We start from the raw sequence: 20,123 nt of genomic DNA on the forward strand, positions 1-20,123 counted from the left end.
CCTTAGAAACGAGCCGTGACACCCGCCGATGCGGATGTGGCCGTATAATCGTAAATCGCATTGTCGGCCGTGCGGCGCTGATGCGTGACGCTCAGGCTGAGCCGCAGCGACCGGTGGAAATCGAATGCATAACTGCCACCGACCAGGTTCAGCCTGTCCTTGCCGCGTGGTGGCTGAAGCGTGAGCGCCAGATCCTCGCCGCGCGGATCGCGTCGCGCGCGCTGAGCGAACAGCGTGGCGGTGCTACGCGCCGAGAGCAGATAGGACACGTTGAGGTTGTAGCTGTCGGCGATGATATAGGTTGCGCCAAACGAGCTCTGATTCTGCACCGCACGGCGGCCGGAGCCGACGATCGTGAACCGGGGCACCGGGCGTATCGTCACCTGCGCGTCGAACGACGGGCCGCTGAAGGACGGCACGGCCGCGCGCTTGGGGTCGGCATGCGTGATGCCGCCGCCAAGCCGGAAGCTGACGCGCGGCGCGACCGAACGTTCGAAGACCAGCTGGACGTCGGTGATCATCGTCGAATCGTCGATCCCGGTCAGATCCTCGATACCCGGGCGCGCGATCTTCGCAACCGAGCCAATAAGCTGCAGCGTCCCGAGGCTGGGCCGCCCATAGCCGATCCCCGCGCGCAGCGCCGACTGGTTCGTGTCCAGAACCTTGCGGCTGCTGTTGGTGAGCGACACGCGGTTGACGCCCACCGCGGGAAAGAAGCCCGCCGCGGCGCGGCAGCTCGCGCCGACGTCATAGACCTGGCGCAGGAAGCTCTCGGTCACCACGGTGTTGGTGTCGCCGAGATCGAACTGCGCGCGTTCGAGCGCCGCGCTGCCGGTCACGCTGCAGGGCGCGCCGACCGGGGTCGTCACGCTCGAAGTCAGGTTGATCCGCTCGCGATCGAGGCCGCTGAACCGGGTGTTGAAATCATAGCCGACCGTGCCGCCGGCGGTGACGCGGGTGCGTCCGAAGATGCGATTCAGGTCGACGGCCAGCGCCGGCGAAACGCGGATATTGTCGCGCGGCCCGCTCCCGCGCGCGTCGTTGAGACGCAGCACGTTGCTGTCATAGACGCTGGTGATCACCGGCACGACACGAAACCGGTCGACATTGCCCGCGACGGGCACGCTGACGGGTGTGTTGACGTTGACCGTCTGTGCCTGCGCACCGCTCACCAAACCGCCGGTCATGGCCGCCGCGAGCGCGACCTTGCCGATCCGTGCAGTTCGCTCGTCTCGAGCCCTTCGCATTGTTTCCCGTCATGTTTTCAATTGCTACCCGCATGATGCGCGGTCGCATTTCGTCCTTCGAGCTATTCCGGCGCTTGTCAAATCTCGACTCGCGGCACCGGGCCCAAGGGCACCGCGTCTCGATAAGTGAAAAGCGCGATCAGGTCGAGTGACGGCGTCGCACGGTGCTGTCCCTTGATCGTACACCGGGTCGCGACGGTTCGGGTGTCAGGCCTCGGCGATCAGGCTGAGAACGTCGCCGATCAGGCGTCGCATCGCGTCGCGCGCACCATCGGCATCGCGCGCGGCGATCGCGACGGCGACCGCGGCATGGTCGGCGATGTTCGCGCTGCGCCCCTTGATCCGGTTGGTGAAGCGGATCGAGGTGCGAAGCGCGGTTTCGACCACCGACTGGAACTGTGCGTAGAAGGGGTTGCGCGACGCGCGCAGGACGGCGACGTGGAACGCGATGTCCGCGTCGAGCGGATCGTCATAGCTGCGCTCCGCAGCGGCCATCCGCGCCAGCCCCGCCTCGATCGCGACCATGTCCTGTTCGGTGTGGTACAGCGCCGCGAGCGCCGCCGCTTCGGGTTCGATCCCGATCCGCAGCTGGTTGAACTGCTGGAGCAGTTCAACCGAGAATTTGCGGTCCAGCAACCAGCGCAGCACATCGGTGTCGAACAGGTTCCAGCTGCTCGATGGCTGGACGATCGTGCCCTGTCGCGGGCGCGCGCTGACCAGTCCCTTGGCGGTCAGCATCTTGACCGCCTCGCGGGTCACCGATCGGCTGACGCCATGCGCCACCGCGATCTCCGCCTCGGTGGGGAAGGGCCGATCCGTATATTGGCCGGTCACGATGGCCTTGCCGAGCAGGTCGAGCATGCCATGCGTAAGGTTCCGTCCCAGATCCCGATTCTCCAGGGCAACGACGTCGGTCAGCACACGCTCCATAAAGCCTGTGTGGCGCAAACCGGTCCGGCTGTCACCCACTGCAAGCGTCTGGGTGGCGTGGATTGTCATATAATTCTGCCGCGCGTGTGCCGGGAAGGCGCTGCGGACGGGCAAACGGGCAATAACGCTATCGCCGGAGGGCCGAACCGCCTAGACGGCGCGCTCCCCGGGGGGCCGCTGACGCGCGGCTGAGAGGTGGGCTGCAGCCCATGACCCGCTGAACCTGATCCGGTTGATACCGGCGTAGGGAGGGCTGGCGGCGCGTCCGTCGTCCCTCCGTGTGGAGTGGACCCAAGACCGTGATGATCCTTCGATTTGACCTGATGGCGGGCCGGCCGCCCCGTATTGCATGCAGTGCGCTGGCAGTGGCACTTGCTGCTGTGGTGGCCTTCGCCCCCGCCGGCGCGCAGACGCAGGCGGATGCGCGAAACGGCGCCGACCCGGTCGATATCCGCGTCGTCGGCCTTCTCGATCCCGAGGGGCTGCTCCCCGACCAGACGGTGCCCAAGTCCGAGAGCGCGATCGCCGCGGCGTTCATCACCAAGCAGGCGCCGACGCTCAACGCGTTCCAGCTGGTCAACCTCCTGCCCGGCGCGACCGTCGCGTCGAGCGATCCCTACGGCCTGTCGACCAGTTCGAGCCTGACGTTGCGCGGGCTGGGGCAGGACGAGATCGGTGTGACGATGGAGGGCGCGCCGCAGAACGACATCGGCTATTATTATGCCTATCCCTCGCAGTTCGCCGATACCGAGAATCTGCAGCGCATCGCGCTGGCGCAGGGCGCGGTCGATATCGCGTCGCCGACGCTGGGCGGTGCGGGCGGGTCGCTGTCGCTCTGGCTCGACGATCCGAGTGCGGCGCCGCGCGGGCTCGTCGACCTGTCGATCGGATCCTATGCGGCGCGGCGCGGCTTCGTCCGGCTCGATAGCGGGCGGATCGGCCAGACGGGGTTGCGGGCCTTCGTCTCCTATTCGAACACGCGCGCGAACAACTGGCGCGGTGCCGGCCATGACACGCGCCAGCATGTCGATGCCAAACTGCTCGGCGAATGGGGCAACGGCAACCGCGCGAGCCTGGCGCTGTCGTTCAACGACGCGAACTCGTCGACCTATCGCAGCCCGACGCTCGCCGAATGGCGCGCACAGGGACGCGATTTCAACTTCGATGCGCGGTACAGCGCGGGCAACACCAATTACTGGCGGCTCTATCGCGCGCCGTTCAGCAACCTCTATGCATCGGCGCCGGTGCATCTGGCGCTGGGCACGGGGGTGACGCTCGACAGCACCAGCTATCTGCAGTTCGGTTACGGCAATTCGCCCTATGGGACGCAGCTTGCCACGACCGGCAATTTCCTCGGCATCGAGCCGCTCGCCGATCCGATCGCGCTGCCGGGCGCGGTCGACGGGGTTGCGACGGTGCTGGGCAATTATACCGGCGACCAGCGCCGCGTGGGCACGGTCAACACGCTGACGATCGAGCGCGGCATCCACCGGCTGACCGCGGGGCTGTGGTTCGATCACGGCACCGACCGCGTCGTCCAGTCCTATACCGCGGTCGGTGCCGATGGCGCGCCGGCCGATCGCTGGGGGTATCGCGCAAAGGCGATCCGGACCGCGGACGGCCGGTTGCTCGCCTATGAGAACCAGCGGACCGTGACCGTCACCAAGGCGGCGTTCCTGGCCGACCATATTACGCTGACCCCGCGTCTTGCGGTCGATATCGGGTTCAAGGGCGTCAATGTGCTGCGCAGCGGGCGCAACTACCTGCCCGGCCCGCAGGACCGCGTCCGCCTCGACAGCTTCGCCGCGCTGCCGCGGGCGGCGGTGCATTACGAGATCGACGACCGGCAGCAGCTGTTCGCCAACATCACGACGAACTTCCGCACGCCGAACGAGTTCACGCTCTACGACAGCTATGCGGGCGGTGCGCTGGTCAGCGCGGGGACGACCGCGCTGAAGAACGAATATGCGGTCTCGCAGGAGCTGGGCTATCGCTATATCGGTACAGCGCTGTCCGCATCGGTGACGGGGTTCCATTATGATTTCCGAAACCGCCAGCTGGCGACGGTCATCAATAGCGGCGGCGCGCTGGTCAATTCGACGCTGAATGCCGGGGGGCAGAGCTCCTACGGGATCGATGCCGAGATCGACTATCGCCCGGCGCGCGGTGTCAGCGTCTATGTCTCGGGCGAATATCTGCGCGCGCGGATCAGCGACGACCTGCCGGTCGGCGACGACTATCTGCCGACCCGCGGCCGGCATGCGGTCTCGAGCCCGACCGTGCAGATCGGTGGCGGCGGGACCTATGACGACAGACGGCTGTTCGGCAGTGTCGCGGTGAAATATGTCGGGCGGCAATATGCGACCTTCGTCAACGACGAGAGCATCAAGGGCTATGCGACGCTCGACCTGTCGGTCGGCGTGCATCTGGCGTCGATGCTCGACGGCAAGCGGACCGACCTGCGGCTGAACGCGATCAACGTGACCGATCCGCGCGTGCTGGCGGGCGTGCAGTCGGTCTCGACCAATGCGCGTGACGTGATCGGGCGCGGCGGGACGCTGATCGCGGGATCTGCGCCGACCTATTATGTCGGGAGTGGTGCGGCCGTCATGGCGACCATCTCGCGCGGCCTGTGACCGGTGCGGGCGCGATGATCGGCGCGGGCTCGCCGGCGGCGCATCTGGTCCACGGGATGGGCACCGACATGGCCGCGCCAAGCTGGCCGGCGATCACCGCCGAGGAAGCCGCGACCGTGGCCGCGCAGTTTCCGGCCGCCGGTCCGTTCGAGCGCGTGCACTGGCATTCGCCGCGTCCTTTCTCCGCGGCGGCGCTGATCGAGACCGGGCAGGGCATGCTCCTGCTCAAGCGGCATCACCGCCGGATGCGGACGCCCGATCAGCTGGGCGCGGAACACCGGTTCATCGCGCACCTGCGCCCGCACATTGCGGTGCCCGAGTTCATGACGCTCGCCGCCAGCGATAGCGGCGCGCTGGCCCGCGGCGACTGGACCTATGAATTGCATCGCAAGGCCGCCGGCGTCGACCTGTATCGCGACCGGCCCTCCTGGACGCCGTTCCTGTCGCTGGCGCAGGCGCGTGCGGCAGGTGTGGCGCTGGCGCAGCTGCACCGCGCGTCGCAGGGGTTCAATGCGCCGGCGCGACCGCCGCAACCGCTGGTCGCCAGCTTCACCATCCTGCCCGATCCCGACCCGATCGCGGCGGCGGAACGCTATGTCGCGGAGCGGCCGGCGCTCGCCGTCTTCCTCGCCGCGCGGCCGTGGCAGCGCGAGCTCGCATCGCTGTTCAGCGCGCTCGGCGACGGGTTGCAGCCACGGCTCGCCGCGCAGCCGCCCTTGTGGACGCATAATGACTGGCATCCCTCCAACCTGCTCTGGGCGGAGGAGGACGTGCGGACCGTCATCGATTTCGGGCTGGCGGACCGGACCTGCGCGCTGCACGACCTGGCGATCGCGATCGAACGCAGCGGTGTCGCCTGGCTGGCGCTCGGGCAGGGCGAGGACGCCGCGATCGGCCAGCCCGAGGCGGCGTGTGCGCTGCTGGCGGGCTATGCGGCGACGACCGCGTTCGGTGCGGAGGACCGGGCGACGCTCGTCCGGCTGCTGCCGCTGGTGCATCTCGAATTCGCCTTGTCGGAGGTCGCGTATTTCGCAGGGGTGCTCGGCGACATGAGCGCGGCGGCATTGGCCTGGGACGGCTATCTGATCGGCCATGCGGCGTGGTTCCTGTCCGAACCGGGGCAGGCGTTCCTCCGCCGGATCGCCGTTGCGGAGAACGGCTCATGACGATGCTCGAGATCGCCGCGGTCGCGGTCAGTTTCCTCGGCATCTGGCTGACCGCGGTGCGGCGGCTGTGGTGCTGGCCGGTCAATTTGCTGGCCTGTGCGCTGTACTTCAAGCTGTTCCTCGACGTGCGGCTCTATGCGGACATGATGCTGCAGGCGGTGTTCGCGGGCGCGCTGGTCTATGGGTGGCGCAATTGGGCGCGCGGGCGGCAGGATGCGGGCGACGTCGCCGTCCTACCGCTACGGCCGATCCACGCGCTGGCGGGGCTTTGCGCCGGTGCGGGTGCCGCGATGGCGATCGGGTTCGTCATGAGCCGCTATACCGACGCGGCGCTGCCCTGGATCGATGCGACGCTGAGCAGCTTCAGCCTGGTCGCGCAATATTGGACCGCGCGGCGGCACAGTGCGAGCTGGCTGCTCTGGATCGTCGTCGACATCGTCTATGTCGGGATGTTCGTCGTGAAGGGCCTGATGCTGACCGCGGGGCTCTATGCGGCGATGATCCTGCTCGCGCTGCTGGGCTATCGACAGTGGCAGGCGGCGCGTCAGAACCAGGCGCGCACACCGAGCGCGAGCGAAACCCTGCCGGTCCTATCGCCATCGCTGCGCGCATAACGGGCAGTGGCGCCGTAGCGCCGTTCCCAGGACAGCCCGACATAGGGCGCGAGTTCGCGGCGGATCTCGTAGCGTAGCCGCAGGCCGAGTTCGGCGGTGGACAGCCCCGCGCCGATCCGGCTGCCGGGCATGTCCTGCGCGGCGAGGTTCAGCTCGACACGCGGCTGGAGGATCGCGCGCTGGGTGATGCGCTGGTCGTACCAGGCCTCCGCACGCGCCAGCACGTCGCCCTTGTCGGACAGGAACAGCGTGCCCTCGACGTCGAACCAATAGGGCGCCAGACCCTCGACCCCGAGCGCGGCATAGGTCCGCTTGTCGCCTGCGCCGAGATCCTGGCGGACGCCGGCTTGCAGGTTCCAGTACGGATCGAGCGCGCGCGAATAGAGCGCCTGCACTTCGGCGGCCTCGACCCGGTCGCCGAAACCGCCTTCGCCTTCGGTCTTGACGACCAGCCGGTCGATATCGCCGCCGAACCAGCCCGCGCCGTCCCAGCGATAGCCGTCGCGACCGCTGCGCACCTGCACCTCGGCGAGGTTGAAGAGGATCTGGCTGAAGCGCATGCCGCCATGCTCGTCGCGCATCATCCGATTGGCCTTCGTCATCGTCGTGGAATCGTAGAAGCGCGCCGCCGCGAGCGTGGTCGGCGGGGCGGGGGGTGGTGCGGTGCCGGCGGGCTGGTCCGTGCCCGCCGGGGCGGCGGGACCGTCTGATGAGGCCGGGGTGCAATGGCCCATCGCGGCGTGTTCGGGCGGGCAGGCCGCGGCGGCTGGCAAGGCTGGGGGTGGCGGGGCCGCGCCAGTGGCGGCGGGTTTGCAATGGCCCATTGCGGCATGCTCGGCCGAACAGGCGGCTGTCGGGGACATGTCCATCGCCGGCATCGCCGATGCAGCGGGCTTCGCGGTGTGCGCGCGCACCGACGCCGCCTTGCGTGCTGCGGGTTTTGCCGGGGCGGTCTTTTTGGGTGCCGGCCTTTTTGGTGCGGGCTTTTTGGGCGCGGGTTTGGCGGGCATCGTCATGCCGGGCATCTTCATTCCGTGCATCTCGTGCATCTGCGCCGCGGCGGGCGTGGCGGTGACGGTCGCGAGGAAGAGAGCGAGCGTCTTCATGCCGCTGCTCCCGCTTCGCTGTCGGGGCGGACGGTGACGACCTGCATCATGCCCGCGTGCATGTGGTAGAGCATGTGGCAATGGAACGCCCAGTCGCCGACCGCATCGGCGGTGAGGTCGAAGGTCGCGGTGCCGCCGGGGGCGACGTTGATCGTGTGCTTGCGCGGCGCATGATCGCCGTGACCCGTCACCAGCTCGAAGAAATGGCCGTGCAGGTGAATCGGGTGCGCCATCATCGTGTCGTTGACCAGAGTGACGCGGACGCGTTCGCCCTGGCGGAACGGGATCGGCGCCTTGACCTCGTTCAGCTTCACGCCGTCGAACGCCCACATATAGCGTTCCATGTTGCCGGTCAGGTGGATCTGCAGCTGTCGCGTCGGCCCGCGCAGGTCGGGATTGCGGTCGAGCGCGACGAGATCGCGGTACACCAGTACGGTGTGACCGGTGTCGCTCAGGCCCTGCGGCGGCTCGCCGGTGCGATCCATCGGCATCGGCGCGACGGTCTGCACGGTCGGCGTCTTCGGCAGGCCCGGCGCGTTGGCAAAGTCGCGCATGCTGTGGCTCATGGCGGGCATCGGTGCATCGCCGGCGGGAGCCTGCGCGGGCTTGTCCATGCCCGGCATCGCGCCGTGGTCCATCCCCGCCATGCCGCCCATCGCGCCATGATCCATCGCGGCCATGTCGCCCATGCCCATGTCCTTCATGGTCGCGAGCGGGCGTCTGCGCAGCGCAGGAACCGCAGCGACCATCCCGATGCGCGGCGTCAGCGTGGCACGCGCCATGCCGGATCGGTCCCAGGCCTCGGCGACCAGCGTGTGGGCGACGGGCGCGGCGGGTTCGAAGATCACGTCATAGGTCTCGGCGACCGCGATCTGGAACTCGTCGACCGCGACCGGGCGCACGTTCTGGCCGTCGGCCTGCACGACCGTCATCTTCAGCCCCGGAATACGGACGTTGAAATTGGTCATCGCCGAGGCGTTGATGATGCGCAGGCGGACGCGCTCGCCGGGCGTGAACAGCGCGGTCCAGTTGTCCGCGGGGCCATGCCCGTTGACGAGATAGGTATAGGTCGCGCCCGTGACGTCGGACACGTCGGTCGGGTCCATCCGCATCCCGCCCCACATCCGCCGTTCGCCCGCCGGCTGGTCCCGGCCCGCGAGCAGGCCGCCGAGCGTCTGCTTCTGATAGTTGAAATAGCCGCCCTGGAGCTTCAGCTTGCGGAAGATGGCATGCGGGTGAAGCGGGCTGTGATCCGACAGGACGATCACATGTTCGCGGTCCGACACGATCGGATCGGGACCTTCGGGGTCGATCACGATCGGGCCGTAATGCCCCATCTGCTCCTGCAGCCCCGAATGGCTGTGATACCAATAGGTCCCTGCCTGCACGACGGGGAAGTCGTAGGTGAAGGTCGATCGCGCCGGGATGCCGGGAAAGCTGATCCCGGGCACGCCGTCCATCTGGAACGGTACGAGCAGCCCGTGCCAGTGGATCGACGTCTCCTCGTCGAGGCTGTTGGTCACCGACAGCCGGACCTGCTGCCCCTGTTTCAGCCGGATCAGCGGCGCGGGGCTGGTGCCGTTGATGCCGATCGCGTGGCTGCGCGTGCCGTCGATCGTCCGCGTCAGATGCGCCACGGTCAGCGCGATATCGGTGCCGGACAGGATCGGCAGCGGGGTCGCGATCCCCGTGGACACGGGCTGGGCCCAGGCGGGGAACCCGGGCAGCGCGAGCGCGCCGCCGCCAAGCGTGGCGTTGCGCAGGAATTGGCGGCGGGTCGGTCGGGTCATGCGGATCCTCGGGCCGGGAGCGGCCACGTCTGTCAGGTCATACGCCGCCGATCGGCTTGCCCCTCATGACGTTAGACAAATCAGGCCGCGGCGGCGAGTGCTGCGCGGGCGCGACGGATCCGGGTCTCGACCGCCTTAACGCTGATCCCCAGCGCCTGCGCGGCCTCTGCCTGGCTGAGCTCGTGGATTGTGCACAGCAGCAGCGGCTCGCGCAGCGTGGCGGGGAGCCGCGCGATATCGGCCAGCGTACGCGCGAGGTCGTCGCGATCGATAGCGTTCGTCTCCGTATCCGCCGCCCCATCCGCGACCCGCTCGCCCGCCTCGATCGGCAACACGCGGGCGAGGACATGGCGGACTCGGCGGCGACGGTGCCAGTCGCGGCATTTGTTGATCGCGATCCGCGCGAGCCATGCGCGCAGCGACCGGTCGCGGTCATAGCGGGACAGCGCGGCGTGCGCCGCGACGAAGCTCTCCTGCAACAAATCGAGCGCCTCGTCGGGATCGCCGATCTGCGCGAGGATCAGGCGGTAGAGCGGCTGTTTGTGCCGTCGCATCAGCGCCGCGAACGCCGCCTGCCGGTCCGCTGTGGGCCCGGCGAGATGCGCGGCGACCAGCGCGGCGTCGTCATAGGCATCGAGATCGATGCTCGTGCGGCGCGCGGTCCTGTCGGGGCGGGGCGGGATCAATGCGCGGGGGTCAGCGCCTGCACGACGACCCGGTCGAACGCCGCGGTCTGGTCGGCGCGCATCACCCCGCGCATCGCAAAGACATGCGCGAGCGTCGCCTTTTGCAGCGCGCCCATCGTCCGGTGCGACCGGTCGACCGCGGCGGCGACCGCGGGGCCATTGGCATGCTCGCGCTCGATCGCGGCGGCGAGACGGACATTGTCGGCGCGCAGCTCCGCTTCCAGGGCCGCGCGGCGGACCGCGAACTCGGCCTCGAGCCGGTCGAGCGCCGCCTCCTGCGGGGCGTCGAGCACCACGTCGCGGTGGAGCAGCGTGTGGAGTTCGGTGCCGTGCGCTGTACCCGGCGTCCGGATCCAGCCGCCGATAAACACCCCGGCGATCGCCGCGAGGAAGGCGAGGACGATCGTCGGTGCCGCACGCCGGACCACGGACGTCACTGCCCGAGCAGCAAGGTCGAGGGAGCAAGCGCGCCGTCGATTCCGATCGGGATCGACGCCTGCGCCGGCGCGCCATGGCCGATTGGTGTCGCCCCGCCGATCAAGCCCAGCACCAGCGCGGTACCGACCGACCACCGCCCGACCAGGAGGCTGGTGTGCCGACTGCGCGCATTCTCCGCGATGCTCTCGAACACCGACGCCTCGACGCCATCGAGCGCGCGCGGCACCGGCATCGCCGCCAGCCGGGTCAGTCCTTCATCGACAGGATCCTGCATCGTCCGCTCCCTCTGCATCCAGACATACGCACCGCCGCGCGCGATCCCGCATGATTTTTGCCCGCTGGCGAGAATGGGTTGCCGCCGCCGTGTCGTCGTTACTGCTTGAAGCAGTGTGCACGGTGCCATTGCAGGAAATGGGGGTGCGGCCGATCGGCGGCGCGGGCCGGCGCGGTGGCATAGCCGCTCGCGTTGACGACCCCGCGGATCGTGTCGGGATCATTGGCCTGGCGCGATACGAGGATGGCGAGATCATCGGCGAGCGACAACAGCCCGCGATCGAACATCCAGTGCGCGGTGCCCGACAGCGCGAGCCCGTTGCTGACGATATCGGGGCCGTTCGCCTCGACCGGGCGGATATGCGCCGCCTCGACCTCGGCGCGGCCGCCGCCGTTGATCAGCTTCAGCCCGGTGATCGCGCAGCGTTCGTCATAGGCGCGCAGGACGGTGCGGCGGAATATCCGGTCGCGGACGATGCGGGAGGTGAGGCTGGCGATGCGCGGACGATCGCCCTCGATCAGGAACGGGCTGCGCTCCTCGTGCCAATGGCCGTCGTCCACCGTGTCGGCCACGGCATCGCCGGTGCGCGGCAGCAGCGGGGCATCGTCGTCGAGGCCGAGCGTGACGATGCGGTTGAAGTCGGCAGCGGAGATCGGGCGCACCGCCGACTGGGCACGGCCGGATATCCGCCCCTGATCGTTGAGAACGCCGCGTTCGACTGGACCGTCAACGCCGGCAAAGGGCACGGGGGTTGCGAAGTCGAGATAGGAGCCGGGCTCGATCAGCGCGAGATACATCGCCGGCGTCGACGGATCGGGGATGATCCGCTCGACCTTGGCGACCGCGAAATAGCCGCGCGTGGCGGCGACCTTGCGCGGTTCGTAATAGAGGATCCAGTCGCCGATACTGGGCTGCGCACGGCTCAGATACTGGGCGGGAAACTGGTATCGTTCGGCCGGGCTGTCGTCGTAGATCGAGTCCGAGCGGTGAATGAATACGCCAAAGGCCATTGCTGACCTTAGCGTATCGCCCCCGATCCACCAGCCGTCACCGTATGTGCCCCGACCGGGGTCTCAGGCGAACATTTCCATCTGGCGTGGCTTCGGCGCGACGATCGGGCGGAGTTCGGCGCGGTCGGACAGTGCGACTGGGCGCCAGTCCTCGGCGATGATGAACGGGCGGATCTTGGCGACCGACACGGTCAGCCGCGCGATATCGGCAAGGTGGAGGCGGCGCCAGCGGCGGCTGGTCAGGATGCCGTTGACCGCCTTCACGCCGAGCCCGGGGACGCGGAGCAGCATCTCGCGTGGGGCACGGTTGACGTCGACCGGGAACGACCCGCGGAACTTCAGCGCCCAGGCCAGTTTCGGATCGATGTCGAGCGGCAGCATGCCGGTCGCGTCGTCGGCCGCGGCGACGACCTCGTGCGGCTGGAATTCGTAGAAGCGCATCAGCCAGTCGGACTGATAGAGCCGGTGTTCGCGCATCAGCGGCGGGCGCTGCAGCGGTAAAACGGCGCTGGCGTCGGGGATCGGGCTGAACGCCGAATAATAGACGCGGCGAAGACCGAACCGGTCGTACAGCGTCGAGGCCTTGCGGACGATGTCGCCATCGGTCGCGGCATCGGCGCCGACGATCATCTGCGTCGACTGGCCCGCGGGGGCGAAGCGGGGCGCGGACTTGTACTTGGCTTTGGCATCCTTGCCGTCGACGATCGAGGCCTTGACCTCGCGCATTGCGGTCTCGATCCGGACGCCGTCCTTTTCGGGGGCAAGCCGCTTGAGCCCGCCTGCGGTCGGCAACTCGACGTTGATCGACAGGCGATCGGCATAGAGCCCCGCCTGGTGGACGAGCTCGGGATCCGCGTCGGGAATCGTCTTGAGGTGGATATAGCCGCGGAAATGATGATCCTCGCGCAAGCTGCGCGCGACCTCGACCATCTGCTCCATCGTGTAATTGGACGAGGCGATGATCCCCGAGGAGAGGAACAGCCCCTCGATATAGTTGCGCTTGTAGAAGGCGATCGTCAGGTCGACGACCTCTTTGGCGGTGAAGCGCGCGCGGCGGACGTTCGAGCTCTTGCGGTTGATGCAGTAATGGCAGTCAAAGATGCAGCTGTTGGTCAGCAGGATCTTGAGCAGCGAGATGCAGCGGCCGTCGGGCGCATAGGCGTGGCAGATGCCCATGCCCTCGGTCGAGCCGAGCCCCTTGCCGTCCTTCGAATTGCGCTTGGCGGTGCCCGACGACGCGCAGGATGCGTCATACTTCGCGGCATCGGCCAGGATCTCGAGTTTCTCACGGGTGTCGAGCTGGGCCATGCGTTCATCTTACGTTCCGCGTAAGGGCCTGTCGATTGATGCGGATCAACTGTCTGGGGGATTATCCAAACAGGCCAGCGACGTAGCGGATGATGTCGACGAAGCTGCCAAGGCTGATCGGGAGGAGCATCAACGCGAGCGCATAGACGAGGAGCATGCGGCTGAGCGCCTTCTCATGGCGGAAGGCGGGTTTGCGCGGCGGAAGATCGTCCTTGCGCGGCCAGATCGTCGAGTCGTCGAGGAACATCCGACCATTATAGCGCGATTGCTCGCGTTTCGCAGCGGGTGACGCCTTTATGCCGCGACGAGGATGGCGGCGGCCTGAAGATCGACCGAGACGAGACGGCTGACCCCCGGTTCGATCATCGTCACGCCGAACAGCCGGTGCATGCGGCTCATCGTGACCGCATTGTGCGTGACGACGAGGTAGCGCGTGGCGGTGTCGCGCGCCATCCGGTCGAGCAGGTCGCAGAAGCGGTCGATATTGGCGTCGTCGAGCGGCGCGTCGACCTCGTCGAGCACGCAGATCGGCGCGGGATTGGTCAGGAACAGCGCGAAGATGAGTGCGACCGCGGTCAGCGCCTGCTCGCCGCCCGACAACAGCGTCAGCGACTGGAGCCGCTTGCCGGGGGGCTGGGCGAGGATCTCGAGCCCCGCCTCGAGCGGATCGTCCGAATCGACGAGCTCGAGATGCGCGCTGCCGCCATTGAACAGCGTTGCGAACAGCCGCTGGAAATGGCCGTTCACCGTCTCGAACGCCGCGAGCAACCGCTGTCGCCCCTCGCGGTTGAGCGTGCCGATCGAGCCGCGCAGCCGGTGGACCGCCTGACCCAGCTCGTCGCGGTCGGCCGCATTGCCGACCGCCTCCGTTTCGAGTGCGGCGAGCTCTTGGTCGGCGACGAGGTTGACCGCGCCGATCCGCTCGCGCTCGGCGGTCAGGCAGTCCTGTGCGCGGCTCTCTTCCGCAGGGGTGCGGACATCGGCGGCCGCGAAGTCGAGGCGTTCGGGCAGGACGGGGGCGGGGCAGGCGAAACGCTCGCCCGACAGCCGCCCTAGTTCGCGGCGCTGCTGCTCCTGTGTGTCGACACGGACGAGCGCGCCGGCGCGGTGCTCGCGTGCCTCGGCGAGCGCTTCGGCCGCGCGGCGATGCGCGTCGTCGGCGGTGCGAAGCGCGGCTTCGGCGGCGCGTTCGGCGGTCTGGAGCGTGTCGGCGTGCGCGCGCGCGGCGGCGTGCTCGGTATCGAGCGTGGCGATCGCGGCATCGAGGGTGGCGGGGCGGTCCGCGAGTGCCTCTGCATCGGCGGCGACGTCGCGGGCGCGGCGGTCCAAGGCGGTGATGCGGGTTGCGGCTTCGCCCGCGCGCGCACGCCAGCTGCGGATATCGGCCTGTGCGGCGGCGAGGCGTTCGCGCGTTTCGGCGCGCAGCCGGTCCTGCGCGGCGCGGTCGCTGCGCGCCTGTGCGACCGCGCCGCGGCGGCCCTCGGCGTCGCGGTGGAGCGTCGCGACCGCGTCGGCGCTGGCGCGGCCGTCGGGCAGTGCCGCGGCCGCGGCCTCGGCGGCGGCGAGCTCCGCGGCGGCATCGGCCTGTTCGGCATGGACGCGGTGCGCGCGCTGGTCGAGATCGGCACGCTGTCCGGCGCGGCGCTCGAGCGCGGCGGCGGCGCGATCCTCGCTGCGCTGCGAGTCACGGATGCGGGTCTCGGCGGCGGAAAGGTGGGCTCGGGCGTCCTGGGCGGCTTGGCGGTGCGTGGCGATCCGCTGGTCGATCGCGGTGCGCGCCGCGTCATGCACGGCGAGCGTGGCGGCGGCGGCGGGGCGCGCGGCCTCCAGCGCGTGCAGGCGATTGCGACGTTCGAGCCGTTCGGCGGCCGCGGCGCCGCTGCCCTGTGCGACGAAGCCGTCCCAGCGGCGCAACACGCCGTCGCGGGTGACGAGGCGCTGGCCGACCGCGAGCGGCTGGCCGTCGTCACGGTCGGTGACGAAGACCTGCGCGAGCCGGCGCGCGAGGGAGGCGGGTGCGTCGACGTCGGCGGCAAGCGCAGTGGTGCCGGGCGGGGGCGCGGGATCGCCGGGCGCGGGCGCCGCGCCTGCCCAGGCGGCGGGGTCGGTATCCAGATCGTCGCCGAGTGCGGCGGCGAGCGCGCGCTCCAGCCCCGGCGTGGCGGTGACATGGTCGAGCAGCCGGTCGCGGCCGCCGCGCTGGGTCGCGCGGGTGAGCGCGGCGGCCTCACTGTCGAGCGCGGCGAGTTCGGCGCGGGCGGTGGCGCGCGCGGTCTCGGCGGCATCGCGCAAACCACTTGCGGCGCGTTCGTCGCTATCGGCCTGCGCGAGCGCGTGGCGGGCGGCGGCGGCGTCCTCCAGCGCGGCGAGACGCGCCTCGGCGGCTGTGGCGCGATCGGCCTCGAGCGGGGCGGAATCGCCAAGTGCGCGGTGCGCCGCCTCGATCTGCGCCGCGTCGCGTGCGGCGCGATCGGCGCGGGCGCGCGCGGCGGCGAGCGCGGCGGCGGCGACGCGCGCCTCTGCGACGTCGCTCGCATGGCGGGTCATCGCCTGCGCCAGCGCGACCTCGACGTCGCGCGCGGCGCGTTCGGCCTCGGCCTGCGCGGCGTCGAGCGCGGGAAGCGCGGCGGTGGCGGCGGCGATCGCGGCATCGAGCGCGGCGATCTCGGTCGCGAGGCGGGCGAGCGCGTCGGCGGCGTCGCTGGCGAGGCTACCCTCGCGCAGCCGGTCCTCGGCGATACGGCGGCGCGAGTCGGCGAGATCGGCGAGGCGGCGGTCGAGCGCGGTGCGTTCGGTCCGCAGGCCGGACAGCCTGTGGCTGTTTTCGGCGGCATGGTCGCGCGCGGCGAGCGCGGCGGCGCGAGCGGTGGCGACCGCAGCGGCGGCGTCGTGCTGCGCTTTCGCGGTAAGGGACTCGGCGGCGGCGGCAGCGGCCACTCGTGCCTCGGCCAGCGCGGCGTCGGCGGTCGCCGACTCGGCGGCGGCGGCGGCGTCCCGCCAGCGCGCGAAGATCGTCCGTGCCTCCGCGACGCGGATCTGGTTCGACAGCAGGCGATAGCGTTCGGCGGCGCGCGCCTGGCGTCTGAGCGCGGCGGCGCGTGCGTCCTGGTCGGCGATGACCGCATCGAGCCGTGCAAGATTGGCCTCGGTCGCACGCAGCCTCGCCTCGGCATCCTTGCGGCGGACGTGGAGTCCGGCGATCCCGGCGGCATCCTCGAGCATCGCGCGGCGGTCGGCGGGCTTGGCGGCGATGACCGCGCCGATCCGGCCCTGGCTGACCAGCGCGGGGCTATGCGCCCCGGTCGCGGCGTCGGCGAAGAGCAGCCCGACATCCTTCGCGCGGACGTCGCGGCCGTCGATCCGGTAGGCGGACCCTGCGCCGCGTTCGATCCGGCGGACGATCTCACGTTCGTCGGCGCCGTCGGGGCCGGCGATCTCGGCGAGGATCGACACTTCGGCGAAATCGCGCGCGGGGCGGGTCGCGGTGCCTGCGAAGATCACGTCGTCCATGCCCGCACCGCGCAGCGACTTGGCGCTGGCCTCGCCCATCGTCCAGCGCAGCGCCTCGAGCAGGTTAGACTTGCCGCAGCCATTGGGGCCGACCACGCCGGTCAGCCCGGGTTCGATCGCCAGGTCGGCGGGTTCGACGAAGCTCTTGAACCCGGTGATGCGGAGGCGTTTGATCTGCATGGCGCGCGCTCTCCCTTCACGATTGGCGAGCGTAGCGCGCTCCTGCTCTCCCGCGAAGGCGGCAGCCCGGACTGGATCCCCGCCTGTGCGAGGAAACAGTCCGGGCTGCCGAATGCCCGCCGGACGGGATGCGGCTTACGCGCCGGCGGCCTTCAGCGCCTTTTCCATCTCGCTCCACGACAGCACGTTTTCCATCTTCTTGCCGTTCAGCAGGAAGGTCGGCGTGCCGGTGACGGTGCCCGACTGCATCGCATTCTCGGTCGGCTTGGCCATGATCTCGAGCTGCTTCTGATCGGCGAGGCAGGCGCGCGCCTTGGCCTCGGGAATGCCGCGCTGTTTGACGAAGTCGATCGCGCCCATGTGCTCGGCGAGCTTAGTCGCGACCGCGGTTGGGGCGAGATTGGCAAGGCTCTGCTGCATCGCCGGGGGCATCGTCTGGAGCTTGTCGAGGAAGGCGTTCTGGTTCTGGTACATCTGCTCGAGGATCGGGAAGAACGGCGCGGTCCCGCCGCACTGGCCGAGCAGCGTCAGCGCGACGTCGGGCGCGCCGTGGACGAGGAAGTCGCGGAATTCGAAGCTGACCTTGCCGGTCGAGACGTAATTGTCGGTCAGCGGCTTGAACGCCTCGCGGCCGAACGCGCCGCAGGTCGGGCAGGAGCGCGCGCCATATTCGACCAGCTTGATCGGGGCATTGGGGTTGCCCATCAGATAGCCCTCGTCGGTCTTGACGACGGTCTCGGTCCAGTTCTGACCGGCGGGGGCGGTCGCCGCGGCGACGGGGGCTGCGGCCTGGGTGGTGTTCGACGAATCGCCCCCCGAACAGGCAGCGAGCGCGAGCGGCAGGACGGCGATGGCAGTGACGAACTTCATGCGGGATACTCCAACGAAATTAGCGGGCGCCGGCAGTGCGCAGCGCGGGTTCGAGCTGGGCCCAGCCGCCATGCGGCATGACCTTGCCGTTGATGAAGAAGGACGGCGTCGAATCGACCTCGGGCGGTGCCGCCGCGGTGATGGCGAGGATCCGGTCGATCTCCGCCGTATCCGCGAAGCACGCGTCGATCGCGGCGGCGGACAGCCCGCGTGCCTTGACCAGATCGGTCAGCCCCGCGCCATCGGCATAGGCCTTGAGCTGCGCCGGTCGCGGATAGAGGTTGATGCGCGCGGCGTTGACCTGCTGGAACTCGATCCCCTTTTCGAGCCAGGCGGGCTGCGCCGCGAAGATCGCCGCCGATGTCGGGAAGAAGCCGCGCGGCCCGGTGCAGCGTGCGAGAACCGCCGCGGCGAGATCGAGCCGGTCGCGGATCATGTGGCGGAATTCGAGGCTGGTCGATCCCGACGCGATCATCTTGCCCTTCAGCACCGCCTGCGACTGGGTCGAGAAATCGGCACAGTGCGAACAGGTGTAGCTGGCATATTCGACGAGCTTGACCCGGGCTGCGGGGCTGCCGAGCACATAGGTGCCGCTTGCCGTGCGGGTGACTGGCACGGGCTTCGGGGCGGGCGCGGCCGCGGTGAGCAGCGCGAAACCGAACAACGCAAAGAACAGACGCATTCAGCTGATCCTGGGAAGGCCGCTCGTCGAGGCGACGCCGGCGGCGAGGGATTCGAGGACCGCACGCAGTTCGGGATCGGCGATGCCCTTCAGGCTGAGACCGAGATCGGCGGGAACGGTGCGGAGCGGGGGCGGCGCCGCCTTGACGCGCGGCTTCGCAACCTCGCCCTGGCGGATGGTGATGCGCGCGACCGCGGCATAGCCGAAGAAGCGGTTCACGCGCTCGGTGATCTCGGGAATGACGTGCTGCATCATCGGCGCATGCGCGCCGCGCACGGTCAGCGTCAGGACGCCATCCTGTTTCTGTCCCATCGGGAAGCGGATCGATTCGGGCGTGCTGACGCCGGAAAACCGCTCGCCGACGATCTCGGGCCAGCGGCTGACGACCGACGACTGGATGAAGCCGAAGCGCCGGAACGCCGCGCCGCCGATCGCGGGGAGCAGTTCGGCGACCGCGCGCGACCGGTTGGCGCGCGGCGCATCGGCGTCGACTTTGGGCTTGCGGGCAGCAGTTTTGCGGACGGCGGTCTTGCGCGCGGGCGGAACGTCCGTCGCGCTGGCCGCGGTCGCGGACTTTTGTTCGGTGGTGATACCGGGCGGGTTGCTCATCGCGCCACCCATGCCATAGGCGGCGCGTGAACGCCAAGCGCTCTTCGGTCCCCGTCGCCCTGCTCGACTGGTATGACGCGCATCGTCGCGTGCTGCCGTGGCGTGCCCGGCCGGGCGAGACGGTTGATCCCTATCGCGTCTGGCTGTCGGAGGTGATGCTGCAGCAGACCACGGTCGCCGCGGTCACCCCGCGCTTCCTCGCCTGGACCGCGCGCTGGCCCGATTTCGAAAGCCTCGCCGCGGCGGACGATGCCGATGTGATGGCCGCCTGGGCGGGGCTCGGCTATTATGCCCGCGCGCGCAACCTGGTGAAGGCGGCGAAGGTCGTGGTCGCGGAGCATGATGGCGTGTTTCCGCGGACCGAGGCCGCGCTGCGGACGCTCCCCGGGCTCGGCGCCTATACCGCGGCGGCGGTCGCGGCGATCGCGTTCGGCGAGCGCGCGGTGGTGGTCGATGCCAATGTCGAGCGCGTCGTCGCGCGGCTGTTCGCGATTGCGACGCCGCTCCCCGCCGCGCGCCCAGCGATCCGGGCCGCCGCGGACACGATCACGCCCGACATGCGAGCCGGCGATTTCGCGCAGGCGATGATGGATCTGGGATCGTCGATCTGCACGACGCGCAGTCCCAAATGCCTGCTGTGCCCGCTCCGCCCCGACTGCGACGGCTTTGTGCAAGGGGAGCCCGAACGGCTGCCGGTCAAGGCAAAGAAAGCCGCCAAGCCGCAGCGTCACGGGACGATCTTCTGGCTCGAGCGCGACGGACAGGTCTTGCTGGTGCGCCGGCCCGACACCGGGCTGCTCGGCGGCATGCGCGCGCTCCCGACCGGGCCCTGGACCGACCAGCCGCCGGGGTTCGAGGCCGCACCGGCACAGGCCGACTGGCAGATGCTCGACGACCGCGTCACGCATGGCTTCACGCATTTCGACCTCGAACTCGGTCTTGCGGTGGCGCGGGTGGAGGCGCATCAACCCGGCGAATGGTGGCCCGTCGAGACCCTGGATACCGCCGGGCTGCCGACTGTTTTCGCCAAGGCCGTCCAGGCTATACGGGCGCGATAGGGAGGCCTG

Annotated in this window: 18 protein-coding genes and 1 riboswitch; of the genes, 4 read left to right on the forward strand and 14 right to left on the reverse strand. The window is 69.5% G+C overall.

Features of this window, described 5'->3' with window-relative positions; genetic code table 11:
* Positions 1-2: 2 nt before the first annotated feature.
* A complete protein-coding gene (locus FHY04_RS14705) occupies positions 3-1,187 on the reverse strand; it encodes an outer membrane beta-barrel protein (protein ID WP_183936974.1) in 1,185 nt (394 codons plus the stop codon).
* A 267-nt stretch (positions 1,188-1,454) separates the two neighbouring features.
* Entirely contained in the window at positions 1,455-2,177 is a 723-nt protein-coding gene (locus FHY04_RS14710; protein WP_056673965.1) for a FadR/GntR family transcriptional regulator, read from the reverse strand.
* Positions 2,178-2,341: 164 nt separating this feature from the next.
* Positions 2,342-2,430, forward strand: a riboswitch (TPP riboswitch).
* A gap of 70 nt (positions 2,431-2,500) precedes the next feature.
* Between FHY04_RS14710 and FHY04_RS14715 the strand changes: the two genes are divergently transcribed.
* Genes FHY04_RS14715 through pnuC form a run of 3 tightly spaced genes read left to right on the forward strand, consistent with a single transcriptional unit; the run spans position 2,501 to position 6,593 of the window.
* Complete coding sequence (locus FHY04_RS14715; protein WP_183937019.1) at positions 2,501-4,813, forward strand: TonB-dependent receptor; 2,313 nt, start codon at positions 2,501-2,503, stop codon at positions 4,811-4,813.
* 14 nt (positions 4,814-4,827) lie between these two features.
* A complete protein-coding gene (locus FHY04_RS14720; RefSeq protein ID WP_409349171.1) occupies positions 4,828-5,979 on the forward strand; it encodes a phosphotransferase enzyme family protein in 1,152 nt (383 codons plus the stop codon).
* A complete protein-coding gene (pnuC, locus tag FHY04_RS14725; RefSeq protein ID WP_183936975.1) occupies positions 5,976-6,593 on the forward strand; it encodes a nicotinamide riboside transporter PnuC in 618 nt (205 codons plus the stop codon). The genes FHY04_RS14720 and pnuC overlap by 4 nt, the downstream gene beginning before the upstream one ends.
* Here pnuC and FHY04_RS14730 read toward each other — a convergent pair.
* The 12 genes from FHY04_RS14730 to FHY04_RS14785 all read right to left on the reverse strand — a co-directional run bounded on the left by FHY04_RS14730 (position 6,524) and on the right by FHY04_RS14785 (position 19,056).
* Positions 6,524-7,699, reverse strand: a complete 1,176-nt coding sequence (locus tag FHY04_RS14730; RefSeq protein WP_183936976.1) for a copper resistance protein B — start codon at positions 7,697-7,699, stop codon at positions 6,524-6,526. The two genes, pnuC and FHY04_RS14730, sit on opposite strands and share 70 nt — an antisense overlap.
* Positions 7,696-9,489: a copper resistance system multicopper oxidase gene (locus FHY04_RS14735; RefSeq protein ID WP_183936977.1), complete on the reverse strand. Its 1,794-nt coding sequence runs from the start codon at positions 9,487-9,489 to the stop codon at positions 7,696-7,698. Before FHY04_RS14735 ends, FHY04_RS14730 begins: the two co-directional genes overlap by 4 nt.
* A gap of 80 nt (positions 9,490-9,569) precedes the next feature.
* Positions 9,570-10,175 carry an RNA polymerase sigma factor gene (locus FHY04_RS14740; protein ID WP_409349169.1) on the reverse strand — a complete coding sequence of 202 codons (606 nt, stop codon included), beginning with the start codon at positions 10,173-10,175 and terminating at the stop codon, positions 9,570-9,572.
* Positions 10,172-10,612 carry a periplasmic heavy metal sensor gene (locus tag FHY04_RS14745; RefSeq protein WP_306286500.1) on the reverse strand — a complete coding sequence of 147 codons (441 nt, stop codon included), beginning with the start codon at positions 10,610-10,612 and terminating at the stop codon, positions 10,172-10,174. Before FHY04_RS14745 ends, FHY04_RS14740 begins: the two co-directional genes overlap by 4 nt.
* Complete coding sequence (locus FHY04_RS14750) at positions 10,609-10,887, reverse strand: hypothetical protein (RefSeq protein ID WP_183936978.1); 279 nt, start codon at positions 10,885-10,887, stop codon at positions 10,609-10,611. The genes FHY04_RS14745 and FHY04_RS14750 overlap by 4 nt, the downstream gene beginning before the upstream one ends.
* A gap of 98 nt (positions 10,888-10,985) precedes the next feature.
* On the reverse strand, positions 10,986-11,897 hold the full coding sequence (locus FHY04_RS14755; RefSeq protein WP_183936979.1) for an HNH endonuclease: 912 nt from the start codon (positions 11,895-11,897) through the stop codon (positions 10,986-10,988).
* Positions 11,898-11,960: 63 nt separating this feature from the next.
* Complete coding sequence (locus tag FHY04_RS14760; protein ID WP_056673981.1) at positions 11,961-13,205, reverse strand: putative DNA modification/repair radical SAM protein; 1,245 nt, start codon at positions 13,203-13,205, stop codon at positions 11,961-11,963.
* Between the two features lie 61 nt (positions 13,206-13,266).
* The gene (locus FHY04_RS14765; protein WP_031394247.1) at positions 13,267-13,452 is read right to left on the reverse strand and encodes a hypothetical protein; all 186 of its coding nucleotides are present in this window, start codon (positions 13,450-13,452) and stop codon (positions 13,267-13,269) included.
* A 47-nt stretch (positions 13,453-13,499) separates the two neighbouring features.
* Positions 13,500-16,895 carry a chromosome segregation SMC family protein gene (locus tag FHY04_RS14770; protein WP_183936980.1) on the reverse strand — a complete coding sequence of 1,132 codons (3,396 nt, stop codon included), beginning with the start codon at positions 16,893-16,895 and terminating at the stop codon, positions 13,500-13,502.
* 135 nt (positions 16,896-17,030) lie between these two features.
* Positions 17,031-17,765 carry a thioredoxin domain-containing protein gene (locus FHY04_RS14775; RefSeq protein WP_031439788.1) on the reverse strand — a complete coding sequence of 245 codons (735 nt, stop codon included), beginning with the start codon at positions 17,763-17,765 and terminating at the stop codon, positions 17,031-17,033.
* Positions 17,766-17,784: 19 nt separating this feature from the next.
* The gene (locus tag FHY04_RS14780) at positions 17,785-18,447 is read right to left on the reverse strand and encodes a thioredoxin domain-containing protein (protein ID WP_183936981.1); all 663 of its coding nucleotides are present in this window, start codon (positions 18,445-18,447) and stop codon (positions 17,785-17,787) included.
* A complete protein-coding gene (locus FHY04_RS14785; protein WP_081877807.1) occupies positions 18,448-19,056 on the reverse strand; it encodes a DUF721 domain-containing protein in 609 nt (202 codons plus the stop codon).
* Between the two features lie 26 nt (positions 19,057-19,082).
* On the opposite strand from FHY04_RS14785, the gene FHY04_RS14790 reads away from it, so the two are divergent.
* Positions 19,083-20,114, forward strand: a complete 1,032-nt coding sequence (locus FHY04_RS14790) for an A/G-specific adenine glycosylase (protein ID WP_409349170.1) — start codon at positions 19,083-19,085, stop codon at positions 20,112-20,114.
* Positions 20,115-20,123 lie beyond the last annotated feature (9 nt).

It is taken from the genome of Sphingomonas sp. BK481 (assembly GCF_014194875.1).
Taxonomy (GTDB): Bacteria; Pseudomonadota; Alphaproteobacteria; order Sphingomonadales; family Sphingomonadaceae; genus Sphingomonas; species Sphingomonas aerolata.